Here is a 12,933-nt window from a genome sequence, read left to right on the forward strand (position 1 = left end):
CTCAGCTTTCAGCTCGCAGCTCGCAGCTCGCAGCTCGCAGCTTTCAGCTTTCAGCTTTCAGCTCGCAGCTTTCAGCTCGCAGCTTTCAGCTTTCAGCTTTCAGCTTTCAGCTCGCAGCTTTCAGCTTTCAGCTCGCAGCTCGCAGCTTTCAGCTTTCAGCTTTCAGCTCGCAGCTTTCAGCTTTCAGCTTTCAGCTTTCAGCTTTCAGCTCGCAGCTTTCAGCTCGCAGCTCGCAGCTTTCAGCTCGCCACTCGCAGCCCGAAGCTCGCCACTCGCAGCCCGAAGCTCGCCACTCGCAGCCCGAAGCTCGACACTCGCAGCTCGCAGCTCTCAGCTCTCAGCTCTCAGCTCGCCACTCGCCGCTCGCCACTCTCAGCTCGCCACTCGCAGCTCGCCACTCGCCACTCGCCACTCTCAGCTCGCCACTCTCAGCTCGCCACTCGCAGCTCGCCACTCGCCACTCGCCACTCTCAGCTCGCCACTCGCAGCTCGACACTCTCAGCTCTCAGCCCGAAGCTCGCCACTCGCCACCCGAAACTCAAAACTCAAAACTCTTTCTTCAGTCTCGTTTCTCGTCCGCCATTTTTGTTATAGTTTTGCCTCCATATTTTAAAATTAACGTTTTTGAAAAATCTATTCAAAAACCGGGATAAAACATGACTCAGATTAAAACCATCACTGCGCTCAGCAGCTTAAGCGATGTACAACGGGCCAGTGAAGAGATACATCAGCAGCTTAGTAATGACGATCTTGGTTTTATTCTCTTTTACTGCTCCTCGGTCTATTCATTACCCGCGATCGCATTGTCGATGCAGGCTTTATTTGGCAATACCAAAATTGTCGGCTGCACCACAGCAGGCGAGATAAGCTCTGCAGGTGATCAGGAACATTCCATTGTCGCGATCGGTTTTTCATCAACGTATTTTGCTATCAGCGCAGAGTTAATAAAATCGATGTCCGGATTTGATCTGCTTGATGCACAACAAACCATTAACAGACTCAGCGAACAATGCAGCTCAAAAGCATTAACCCCTATTAAGAACAACACCTTTTTACTGACGTTACTTGACGGACTGTCCTTTGAAGAAGAGCACTTTTTAGCGGCGTTAAACTCGGCCGCAGCCGGCATTCCGCACTTTGGCGGCTCGGCAGGCGGAGATAACAATCTCAGCAATACCCACGTCTATTACGACGGTCAGTTTTATCAGCAGGCGGCCGTTGTTATTATGGTCAATACTATCTGCCCCTTTGAAGTTTTTAACTGTCATCATATAAAGCGGGCCACCGAAAAACTGGTGGTGACCAACGTTGATGCAACGAGCCGCACTGTCTACGAAATCAATGCCGAGCCTGCTGCACTGGAATACGCGCGCTTATTAAACCTTGAGGTTAAAGATCTCTGTCCGACGGTTTTTTCGCTTAATCCGCTGGCCGTAAAAGTGGGCGGTCAGTATTACATCCGCTCGATTCAGAAGGTCAATGAAGCCGATTTAAGCTTAACTTTTTACTGCGCCGTGGACGTCGGCATTGTGCTCACGGCTGTCGAGATGGACGATATTCTGCATTCCTTATCCGCAAAGCTTGTCGATATTTCCGAGCGTTACGGCAAACCAGAACTGGTACTTGCCTGCGACTGTGTTTTAAGGCGTTTGGAAATTGAGCATAAAAATTTAAATACGCAGGTACAGGCATTAAACAGACAATATAAAATAGCTGGCTTTAATACCTATGGTGAACATATTAACGGCATTCACCTTAATCAAACCTTTACCGGTGTTTATATCGCGGGAGGTCCGAATGAATGAGGTGCTGCTGAGCGATGAAAATAAACGCCTGAAATATGACAATGCCAAACTTCTGAAAATTAATAAAGCATTAATGCAGCGTGTTGAAGAGGGCGGTAATCAGTCGGCACCCTATGCCGCTTTTGAGCATTCAGTACATTTAGCTGAACAGGTCAGGGAAAAAACCCAGATACTGGGTGAAACACTGTCGCAGCTGGAACGCCGCAACCGTCAATTAAAAACCTTTCAACAACGCTTTACGGATGCCATAGAAAGTCTTTCCGAAGCCTTTGTTTTATTAGACAGTGACGGACAAATTATTCTTCAGAACAGCAATTTTGAAGCCTTTCTGCGAACATCGAATCTGCCCTCGGAAACCGTGCTTAACCTTAAAACCCTGACCGAAAGAAAAGATCATCAAAAAAACACTCATAATGACGGTCAACCGCTAAAACCGGTTTTTCAGTTATTCGACGGACGCTGGTTTCAGCTTAACGAACGGCCTACTGTCGAAGGCGGAAGGGTATTGCTTTATACGGATATCAGCGCCTTAAAAAAAGCCGAAACAGTACGTTACGAACAGGCAATGGCGCAGAAATCCGTGCAGCTTCACAGTCTGGTGGATAATTTATCTCAGGGTGTGGTGCTGTTTAGCAGCGAAAAGCAGATTGAAGTCTGGAACAACCGTTTTGTACAACTGAGTCAGTTAACAGCCGCGCAGCTGCGCGACAATACAGGCTTACCCGCTTTGCAGGCATTGACCGAGCTGGAACTGCCCACTCACTTGCGTTTAGGCAGTGACTTTTATGTGCAGACCTTAAAGGGGGGAACCGTACTGGAAATAAGAGTTCACCAGCTTGATGATGGAAAAACCATCATAACCTATACCGATATTACCGAGCGCCACCGCAATCAACAATCTCTGCAGGAAAATGAGCGCCGGCTGCGCCTGATAACCGATAACGTACCGGCGATGATTGCTTATATCGGTGCTGATCTTAAATTTGAATTTACCAATCAGGTTTATATTGACTGGTACGGCAGCTCTTCTCGAGGGATTGATATTTCAGCGCTGGATAAAAGCCTTAATTATAAGCAGATTAAGCCCTTTGTGAAGCGCGCCTTAAACGGTGAAAGTGTCATTTTTGAAAGTAGAGAACTAAACCGTGCCGGTGAGCCTAATTATCTGCTCAAGTCCTATGTCCCTAACCTTGACAGCAGCGGCATTGTGCTGGGCTTCTTTGTTTTAATTCGCAATATTACCGAGCGCAGGATAAATGCGTTAGCCCTGCAGAAAGCCCATGATCAACTGGAAATAAGGGTGGTTGAGCGCACCTCGCAGCTTTCGAGCCTCAACCAGAAACTACTCAATGAAGTTGAAGAACGCCGCCGAATACAAACTGATTTACAGGCTGCCACCAGGGAGGCTGAACAAGCCAATTTTTCTAAGACAAAATTTCTGGCGGCCGTCAGTCACGATTTACTGCAACCGCTTAATGCGGCACAGCTGTTCACCAGCTCAATCGTTGAAAAGACGCTTGATAATAATTTAGCCCCTTTAATTAACTCGGTCAGTAGTTCGCTTGATGATTTAGAAAACCTGATCTGCACCCTGGTTGATATTTCAAAATTAGATGCGGGTGTGGTGAAAGCGGATAAATGCAGCTTTAAACTTTCCGAATTACTGGATAACTTAGTGCGAGAATACCAGCAGCAAAGTGGCCTTTACGGTGTGCAGTTGCGCTATGTCAGCTGTGGCGGTCTGGTGCACAGCGACAGTTTTTTATTAGCCCGCATCCTGCGTAATTTTTTATCCAATGCCTTCAGATATACGGACAAAGGCAAAGTATTGCTCGGCTGCCGGCGTGTGGGTAATAACATTCGCATCGAAGTATGGGACAACGGCGCGGGTATCGAAGAGGATCAGCAGAGCGAAATTTTTAAAGAATTTAAACGTCTGAAATCATCACGCAGCGCATTCGCCAACGGCCTTGGTCTGGGCCTGGCCATTGTTGATAAAGTATCCAAGGTACTTGAACATCCGGTTAGAGTCTCCTCGACACTGGGAAAAGGTTCGTTGTTTTCAGTGACGGTGCCGCTCGCTGACAAGACTGATTTACCCCAGCCTGCGGCGAAGATCAATCAGGCATTAATCAATACAGAGCTCGCCGGACGTACAGTCTGGCTGGTTGATAACGATTTTAATATTTGCGCTGCAATGAAACAGCTGCTCGAAACCTGGGACTGTACCATCATCACCGCGGCAAGCCTTGCCGATTTAGAAGCGCTGGTGGATATTCAAAATGACCAAGCGGATATTTTAATCGTTGATTATCATCTCGATGACGGCATTAACGGTCTGGACGTTGCAGAGCAGATTAATCACCTACGCCGCAAGCCGTTACCGGTATTAATGATCACCGCCAATTACAACAAATCATTAAAAAAAGAAATTAAAGAGCACGGTTTATTGTTATTACATAAACCAGTCAAAGCGATAAAATTAAAAACAACGATGCTGCATTTGTTAAATAAGAAATAATTTTCGAGCTGCGAGAGTCGGGCTGCGAGCTGCGAGTTTTCGAGCTTCGAGTTTTTGAGCTTCGAGCTTCGAGCTTCGAGTTTTTGAGCTTCGAGTTTTCGAGCTTCGGGTTCCTCGCAGCTCGCCACTCTTTGCTCGCAGCTCGCAGCTCGCCACTCTTTGCTCTCTTTGCTCGCCACTCGCAGCTCCTTGCTCGCCACTCGTAGCTGTTGGCTGTTAGCCTTCTCGCCCTCCCGCCTTCAAGCCTTAAATATGTTGACTAAAGTCAATATCAGCGCAGCCTAGTACTACTTTAACGCGGTTAGAAGCGCCCAGTTTTTTGAGAATGGAGGAAACATGGCTTTTAACCGTTGCCTCTGAAATAAACAGATTAACAGCAATCTGTTTATTGGCTTCTCCCTGGGAAAGGTTTTTTAATACCATCAGTTCCCGGCGTGTCAGTGATGCGATTTTTTCCGGTAAAACAACAAATTCATGATTAGATTTTGGCACTTCCGGCAAACGCATAATATCAGCCGGCAGGCAGACATTACCCGCAAAAACACTTTCAAGCGCTTCAAAAATGCATTCTTTAGAAGAAGATTTAGCAATAAAGCCGACTGCACCGTAGGAAAGTGTTTGTAATATCGTCTGTTTATCCCGCTCTGCCGAAATAATCACCACGGGTATTGTCGGGCATTCATTACGCAGGGCTAATAACCCCTGCAGACCGGACATACCCGGCATATTAAGATCTAAAAGAATCAGGTCAAGATCGTCATTATCTTTAACAAATTCAAGCGTCGAATCAATATCTTCAGTCTGCTCGATGATCGACGCCTTAAAGCTTTCAGCAATAATATTGGCGATCGCATCTCTAAACAAAGGATGATCATCTGCAATTAAAATTTTATACACAATACCAGCCTCTTGGTAATAAAGAACGCTGGCACTTTAACAGCTTTTTTGCACGTACCGACAAGCGGACTTAAACCATGTGAAGTTTAACACTCTTTAAGGTCCATTCTGGCTAATATTTTTTTGCTGTTTATTTGTTAATGTTTTTACGCTTCGAGCTTTCGAGCTTCGAGCTCGCCTTCTCGCAGCTCCTAGCTCGCCACTCGCAGCTCTTCTTCTTAACCCAAGTTCGGTTTTAACACTTCAAACATGGCTTCAATATGATCATCACGATCATTTAATGCGGCGATATAGCGATATTTTTCACCGCCTGCGTGCTTAAATATCTCGCGATTTTCAACTTCAATTTCTTCCAGAGTTTCTAAGCAATCAGCGCTAAAAGCAGGGCTGATAATCGCGATGTCTTTAATGCCTTCTGCAGGATAACTTTTTAAGGTTGCATCGGTATAGGGCTTTAACCATTCGGCTTTACCAAAACGACTTTGGAAAGTGCTGACAACGAGATCCTTATCCAGGCCAAGTTTTTCAACTATCAGACGTGTGGTTTGCAGGCACAGGCAATAATAAGGGTCGCCATTTTTTAAAAACAGTTTCGGCATACCATGATAGGAAAAGACTAATTTTTGCGGCATGCCGTTGGCCGCTAAGTCTTCACTAACACTGTTGGCTAACGAATTGATATAGGCCTCATTTTTGTGGTATCCATTAATAAAGTGCAGCTCAGGTACCCAACGCCATTTGCATAAAACTTTAGCCACAGCATCAAATGTTGAACCTGTGGTGGGACTTGAATACTGCGGATACAAAGGAAATACCACAATCCGAGTGAAGCCCTTTTCACGTAATTCTTCCAGACCCGCTTCAATGGAGGGATTACCGTAACGCATGGCCATCACCACCTCGGTATTTTCATACCCTTTATTCTTTAAAAAGTCACTCAGTTTATCGCGCTGCACACGTGTCATATGGGTTAAGGGTGAACCCTCTTTGGTCCAAACACTTTCATAGAGTTTGGCAGAACGTTTAGGCCGTGTTCGAAGAATAATGCCGTGTAAAATCATCATCCACAGTAAACGCGGGATTTCAACGATACGTCGATCGGATAAAAATTCTCTTAAATAAATGCGTAACGCTTTGGCGGTAGCGGCATCGGGGCTGCCAAGGTTGGTAAGCAAAATGCCGGTTTTTTGATGAAAACGCCCTTCATGAGGGTTGTCGGTAATACCTGAAAATCGTGACACACAAAGCTCCTTTTGAGCATATAGAGTTGAAATAAGCACTACTTAACCTGCAGTGATTTGATAATATTTTCTGAGTGAATTTATAGGGCACTCATTTTGTTCGCCTAGGGAGCACAAGTCACGGGTTTTATGCATGCCGTGACATAATTGACCGACAGATCCCGCTGCGAAATCGACCAGCGCCATAAAAGTGGGTTAAAAGAGAAGCCCCTTTTATTTAACTGCGTAAGTCCGGCTCTTTCCGTAATGCTGGAAAGCTCGTCCGGAGTAATAAATTTGCTCCAATCATGTGTTCCAATTGGCAGCCAGCGCATCACCCGTTCAGCGCCGATAATCGCCACCATATAACTTTTAGGATTGCGATTGATAGTCGAACAGATCATCAATCCGCCGGGTTTTAACAGCGCCGCACAGGCATTAAGAAAGACCTGCGGGGAAGCAACATGCTCGATTACCTCCATATTGAGGATCACATCAAACTGTTCTCCCTCGTCCACTAAAGCCTCGGCCATAGTGTGGCGATAATCAATTTTCAGCCCTGATTTTTCGGCGTGAATTTGCGCAACGGGGATATTCCGTGCAGCCGCATCTGCACCGACCACCTCGGCACCGAGCAGTGCCATCGGCTCGCTTAACAGACCACCACCGCAGCCGATATCAAGTAATCGCAGCCCCTCAAAGGGCTTCTGGCTATTGCGGTCACGACCGAACTTGGTGGTTATCTGATCAATAATATATTCCAGCCGCGTAGGGTTGAGCATATGCAGGGGTTTGAATTTTCCAGTTGGACTCCACCATTCGGCAGACATTGCTTCAAATTTAGCAATTTCCGATTTATCAATTGTATTTCTGGATGGTATTGCACTCATATTATCAACCTACCATTATTATTAATCTGAATTCGGATTAAGGCTCAAGATTATTATCTTCAGCTCAATATTATTGTCGTCTTCACAGCCCAATATTTTCAACACCTTAATCTTCACTTCAACACCGTCATCTTCGAGGTATTTTAGTCGAAGATCTCGTTCAGATAAGGCGTATACGAAACGCATTAAAGATGTGATCAGATTTATTATTCAATAATCATTACGACGGCTTTATAAGTGTCAATTTTTCCTTTGAAGGCATTGTTTATAAATTTAATGCGTTTGGTATCAATACGTGACCAAAGAAAAACAACAGGCCGAGCCTAAAGGCTCAGTTCCGAGAGACGGTGCACACTTTATTATTTGGAACCGGGCCTTCAGGCTCGGCAATGTTTTTAAAAACATCCTATCAAAAATTATCATAGCAAACGCATTAATTAAGTGATCAGATTTATTATTCAATAATCATTACGACGGCTTTATAAGTGTCAATTTTTCCTTTGAAGGCATTGTTTATAAATTTAATATGTTTGGTATTCTTGATAAGAAAAAAGTCTTTAAGCGGCTAATCTTGTGGCGCTATAAACCACTCGGGTGGCGCGCGTTTAGTCCACTTTGCAAATTTGGCTTTATCGCCCCGATAAAAATTTCTATAAGCCGATACCGGATCGTTAGCCACTTTATAACTATCCGGCATGGCTTGGGGAAAGGTTGTTAATCCGATAGATAAAAAGGAATACTGAGATATTACAGTTAGCACCGCAATAGACTTGTGATCTGTTTGCTTATCATATCGATATTTGTATTCTTTATTTAGCTCAAGGGTTAACTCACTCAGCCACAAAAAATTATCAAAAGAGGCTTCGGCCCATAATACCGAAGGATGATTTACATGAGTTGATTTATAAGGGGTTGAAAAGCCTTTTTTATTTAATACGGTACAAAGGATTTGCACACTTTCCAGAATCATTTTAACCACATGCTGATCACAATGATATTGTGCACATGTTTTAATATCATTATCCAGAATGAAAATGTTCATCGCCGCCGACACCTTAAATCATCGCTATTATTGTTGAGGGTAAAATAGTCTATTACTGCTCTGGCAGCTAAAAAATACAATTTTTTTAGCTGCGTTAAATCACTGCCGCTAATAGATTGTGTGTTTTTATACTTTATCTTGATCAGCCAATAAATCTGATATTCTGTTAAAAAAAATGTCCAGAGTATCTTTTTCTTTATAGTCAAAATCGTGTTTACCATGAAACATGATCGTCACAGTCAAATCTTTATAGGCTAACCAGCAGGTATATCCGTCGAAATCCTGAGAGGCACGAATACCTGAAAGCTCATAAACGCCATCGGTCCTGCTGCCCTTAGTGGTGACTAAATTAAACATTTTTAACATGTTTTGTTTTTTTATTTTATCTAAATACATAACGTTCCCTTACTTGGACATTCAGCACTGATCATTTATCTAAAAATGATCAGACTAATCATTGCATCAATCAGCTCAAAGCTTGAAAGTCCGATTAATAGTGCTTAATGTTAAATGTTAACTATTACAATGCCTACATACGAGCTGCAAGGCAATAGGGATCAATTTGAAAAGTTGGCGGGCAATATTCGGTGACTTTACCGATATCGCACCCTACGGGCTTTGAGCTTCGGGCTTTCTAGCTGCGAGTTTCGAGCTGAATAGTTATCGGTAGGGTGCATTTTATGCACCACAAGCGTTGGTAATCGGTGCACGAAGTGCACCCTACGGGTTATGTTATTGTAGGGTGCATTCCATGCACCGCAAGCTATGAATGTTGCGTAGAGCTCTACGGTTATGTAATCGGTAGGGTGCATTTTATGCGCAGGGAAAAGCGAGTTTCGAGCTACGGGCTACGGGCTACGGGCTTCGAGCTTTGAGTTTCGAGTTTCGATCTTCTCGCCTTCTCGCCTTCTCGCCTTCTCGCCTTCTCGCCTTCTCGCCTTCTCGCCTTCTCGCCTTCTCGCCTTCTCGCCTTCTCGCCTTCTCGCAGCTCGCCTTCTCGCAGCTCGCAGCTCGCCTTCTCGCAGCTCGCCACTCTTAGCGCTTAGTCGCTAATTGGGGCTTGTTAAAAACTGCCCTTGGTCATGCCTGAATAACCCGATGCCACTGTTGTGTGGCGGTTATTATGACCCGGTTGCCAAACCCAGGTATTATCGGCCAACTTCTTCACACATTTCCAGATAAAAGGAGTATTAACGGGCAGCTGTTCAACTATCTTAGTCCATACCGGTGCAGCAGGACCCGGACCGTTATGATTGGGGGGAGGGTTTGAAATATAGGCATGGTAAACGCTGGGGTTCATTTTCTTGGCCTGATTAAGATCCCAGCTACCCAATTCCGCAATGCTGCCGATCAGATAGATGTTATCACCCGGCTTGGTCCAGCCGTTATCACAGGTAAAATAGGCCGAACTGCTCGCCGGCGTGCTTCGCTGATAAAAATCTAAGTGTTTTATCTGGCTGGTCGGCATCTTAGCGGTTTTGGCATAAACCACATTGTGACCCGCGTTATACCAGCCGGAGCTGGCCCCATCAAAAGCATTTTTGCTGTTATATTGAGTGAGTGAAATATTATTGAGCTTCACATCCATGGCTTGCTGATTATCCAAAATCAACTGCACCATATTTTGACGAGAGGGGGGCGCGCCAGCGTAAGTGCCGCTGCTGGCATGGATAGAGACTCGCTGGTGATCACCTTGTTGTTGCTGCGTGAGCAGGGTGGTTCTAGTGTTATAAACCGGGCGCTTATTTGCATCATAGGTTAAGGTGCTGCCATCGTCTTCATAGAGGGTAAAGCCGGCAGGGTTATCTCCTGCAATAACCTTAAGTATTAATTCATTATGCGGCGCAGTTCCGTTTTTCGAATGACCGAAGGCATCTTTTGTATCAGCGTCGACATACATTCGCGGAATAATCGCCCCCGCTTTCACAAAAGCTGGTAAACGGAAAATTTTATCCCGATAAACCGGCACCTGATTTAACCACTGCCCTTGACTGTCGAACCACTCATTACTGTGGTAGTTAACCCATTTACCGGCGGGCAAATACATATTACGTTGATATTCACCGTGGCTAGCTACAACGCCAACCAGCAGATCTTTACCGATCATTTTTTGATGTCCCATTTCACGCAAGGTGAGATCATCCTGATAATAAAATAGCGGCGGCGGCATCACCGGTTCACCTGTCAGAAAAGCGCGATAAGCCAGAGAATAATAGTAAGGAATAAGCGCATAACGCTGGCGGATATTTTCGCGGTTACTGTCAAGATACCCCACTAAATAAGGTGCGGTTTCATAGCGTTGCGAGCTCTGAAAAGCATTGTCCGTATGAGGACGTACCGGCACATCAAACCAGGCGCCATTGGCGAACCACTGCGTATAAAGTTCATCTTCATACTGACGATTGCCGGAATGGCCCTGATTATAGGGCATGCCTTCGCGGCGAAAACCGCCAATATCAGCGCCATAATAATCAATGCCGGAAAAAGACATATGCAGCTGCGCATTGGAATGGCTTGCCAGTAAATCCAGATTCGAGCCGATATCACCGGACCACATCGCCGCGCCGAATCGTTGAATGCCCGAGGTGCCCGAGCGGGTAATAATAAAGGAGCGTTCATCTACCTCATCGCGATGTTGATAATAGCCCTCATAAATGGATTTATTCCACAGAAAATTATACAAATTGTGTATATCACCGTGGCTGTTTTTAAGACCATTGAGCGCGGTTTCTAGACCGTCATAACAGTTTGCCGGATTGTATTTTTCCGGCTCCCCCAAATCTGTCCAGTGCGATGTAATACCTATGTTAGATAAATTAGGAAAACGGCGGTTGAGGTGCAGCCAGCGAGTGCCCGCACTGTCGCTCCAGTCAAGCATGGCGGCATCACCAAACCAGTCCTTAATATGGGCTATCTTGCCCTGTTGTAAATCATCACATTTTCCAGCACTTTTCAGGTAGGAAAAATAGTTGCCCGCCTGCATCATATCGTCATAGGTGGCGGTATTTTTATTGATATAGGACTCTTCAATCGCCACCAGAGAAATATCATCCTGCTGATATAAAGCGACTTTGCCGGCCGGATCGGGAAAATAATAGTCATTGCCGTCATTGTTACTGGTATCCCAGTCCAGTTTGCCCATCGGGCTGTCGGGATTATTGGCTTTGATTCCGCCGAACCAAAACAGATCCAGCACAAAACCGTCAAGGGGAAAATTATTGGCCCGGGCAGCCGACAGCAAAGTGTCTACTTCATTCCAGTTTTTATAGCCAAATTCCGATAACCACAGACCGAAAGCTTTTTTCGGCGGCACCGGCGGTCTGCCCACCAGTTCCATATAGTCTTTGCGCAAATCCGGCAAGTCAGCCCCGGACATCACATAAAAGCGCACCTGATCACCCCACATCCGTACTTCCCACCAGTTGGTCTCAAAATCCCACTGCTGCTTATAAACATTATCCATAAACAAGGCATAATCTGCCTTGTTTCCCAGAGAGTAGATAACCGGAAACTGCACATTGCCGACCATGCCCGCCTGACCAAAAGGCATAAAACCGTTGCCATGCGCCTGCGCCTGACCGCTTGGCTGAGCTTCCCGTACTTTATGGGCTAACCAGTCACCATCGGCGCTGCCCAGTTTTTTAAATTGCTGACCCAGACCGTAAATATTTTCAGTGCCGCTTGGGTTGATATTAATGCCTTTCCAACTGAGGTTTAAATCCACCGGGCAGACCAGGGTTAACAGAGTATTTTCCTGGGTTTTATCGCGCACCGAAACGCAAAGATTATTGCTGTTGATATGTATTCTTAAATCGCTGGTATGCAGTGTATTACCATTGTCCATAATGCTGGTGGGGCCACTATAATCAGATTTATACACCATCGGTGATTGATAGAGAGGGTCGCTGCCATTAGCGCTGTTGCCCGGGCTTGCATACTCAAAATGCACTAAATCATCATCGAGCAGCTCGACTATCAGTGCGGCTGAATTAATTGTGAATTTTTTACGAAATATCTCACCGTGGGCATTCAGGCTGAGGCTAAAGATACTGATTGTAAGCAGGCACATACAAAATGTTTTACTGACTGTGTTCATTATCCATCTCCATCAAATCCATAGGTTTCCTTATGAACCCAGCTTTAGGGGGAATAAGGGTGTTGGCGGCAAACTAACAAAGCTGTTTTTTTCACCTTTAAACTGAAAATAAACAACGGAACCTTTCCAGCAAATCTTTTCTATTGATTATTGTAGACCTTGAGCAGGTTATTGGGGGGGAGACACTGACGAATATGGTTGATTAAAAAGGGATAAGGGCAGTGGATGAGCAAGCGGTTAACAGCCGCTGTTGATAAGGTATTAAGCAGGCTTGAAGGCTTAAGATACTTTATGCCGACTATCACACTGCCTATATGCGGACTAAAAGGTCAACAGACCCTACAATCTATGTTTACGCCATCGACATACCACCCAACCTATGTCGATAAAATGCAATTTCTTAAATGTTGCATCGATTCTATGTTTACGCCATCAACATACCACTGAACCTATGTCGATAAA

Annotated in this window: 8 protein-coding genes and 1 pseudogene; 3 read left to right on the plus strand and 6 right to left on the minus strand. The window is 45.2% G+C overall.

What is annotated here, in order from left to right:
* The 3 genes and pseudogenes from CXF72_RS19925 to CXF72_RS16945 form a co-directional block, all read left to right on the plus strand.
* Nucleotides 1–653, plus strand: a pseudogene (locus CXF72_RS19925) (hypothetical protein); the annotation flags it as partial.
* A 3-nt stretch (nt 654–656) separates the two neighbouring features.
* On the plus strand, nt 657–1,805 hold the full coding sequence (nosP, locus tag CXF72_RS16940; RefSeq protein WP_101040846.1) for a nitric oxide-sensing protein NosP: 1,149 nt from the start codon (nt 657–659) through the stop codon (nt 1,803–1,805).
* The gene (locus tag CXF72_RS16945) at nt 1,798–4,326 is read left to right on the plus strand and encodes a hybrid sensor histidine kinase/response regulator (RefSeq protein WP_101040848.1); all 2,529 of its coding nucleotides are present in this window, start codon (nt 1,798–1,800) and stop codon (nt 4,324–4,326) included. The genes nosP and CXF72_RS16945 overlap by 8 nt, the downstream gene beginning before the upstream one ends.
* 246 nt (nt 4,327–4,572) lie before the next feature.
* Here CXF72_RS16945 and CXF72_RS16950 read toward each other — a convergent pair whose 3' ends face one another.
* The 6 genes from CXF72_RS16950 to CXF72_RS16980 form a co-directional block, all read right to left on the minus strand.
* On the minus strand, nt 4,573–5,223 hold the full coding sequence (locus CXF72_RS16950; RefSeq protein WP_101040850.1) for a response regulator: 651 nt from the start codon (nt 5,221–5,223) through the stop codon (nt 4,573–4,575).
* A 218-nt stretch (nt 5,224–5,441) separates the two neighbouring features.
* Complete coding sequence (gene hemH, locus CXF72_RS16955) at nt 5,442–6,464, minus strand: ferrochelatase (RefSeq protein ID WP_101040852.1); 1,023 nt, start codon at nt 6,462–6,464, stop codon at nt 5,442–5,444.
* Between the two features lie 104 nt (nt 6,465–6,568).
* On the minus strand, nt 6,569–7,333 hold the full coding sequence (gene ubiG / locus CXF72_RS16960; RefSeq protein WP_101040854.1) for a bifunctional 2-polyprenyl-6-hydroxyphenol methylase/3-demethylubiquinol 3-O-methyltransferase UbiG: 765 nt from the start codon (nt 7,331–7,333) through the stop codon (nt 6,569–6,571).
* Between the two features lie 565 nt (nt 7,334–7,898).
* Nucleotides 7,899–8,375, minus strand: a complete 477-nt coding sequence (locus tag CXF72_RS16965; RefSeq protein ID WP_101040856.1) for a pyrimidine dimer DNA glycosylase/endonuclease V — start codon at nt 8,373–8,375, stop codon at nt 7,899–7,901.
* 126 nt (nt 8,376–8,501) lie between these two features.
* Nucleotides 8,502–8,771, minus strand: coding sequence for a DUF3081 domain-containing protein (locus CXF72_RS16970; RefSeq protein WP_101040858.1), 270 nt, complete (start codon nt 8,769–8,771; stop codon nt 8,502–8,504).
* Nucleotides 8,772–9,438: 667 nt separating this feature from the next.
* Nucleotides 9,439–12,471 carry a TIM-barrel domain-containing protein gene (locus tag CXF72_RS16980; protein ID WP_101040862.1) on the minus strand — a complete coding sequence of 1,011 codons (3,033 nt, stop codon included), beginning with the start codon at nt 12,469–12,471 and terminating at the stop codon, nt 9,439–9,441.
* Nucleotides 12,472–12,933 lie beyond the last annotated feature (462 nt).

Source organism: Psychromonas sp. MB-3u-54 (genome assembly GCF_002836415.1).
Taxonomy (GTDB): domain Bacteria; phylum Pseudomonadota; class Gammaproteobacteria; order Enterobacterales; family Psychromonadaceae; genus Psychromonas.

Excerpts from the sequence above, each read along its gene's own strand:
- CXF72_RS16965 (WP_101040856.1), bottom strand. The coding sequence starts at position 8,375 with ATGAACATTTTCATTCTGGATAATGATATTAAAACATGTGCACAATAT.
- ubiG (WP_101040854.1), bottom strand. The coding sequence starts at position 7,333 with ATGAGTGCAATACCATCCAGAAATACAATTGATAAATCGGAAATTGCT.
- CXF72_RS16970 (WP_101040858.1), bottom strand. The coding sequence starts at position 8,771 with ATGTATTTAGATAAAATAAAAAAACAAAACATGTTAAAAATGTTTAAT.
- nosP (WP_101040846.1), top strand. The coding sequence starts at position 657 with ATGACTCAGATTAAAACCATCACTGCGCTCAGCAGCTTAAGCGATGTA.
- CXF72_RS16945 (WP_101040848.1), top strand. The coding sequence starts at position 1,798 with ATGAATGAGGTGCTGCTGAGCGATGAAAATAAACGCCTGAAATATGAC.
- CXF72_RS16980 (WP_101040862.1), bottom strand. The coding sequence starts at position 12,471 with ATGAACACAGTCAGTAAAACATTTTGTATGTGCCTGCTTACAATCAGT.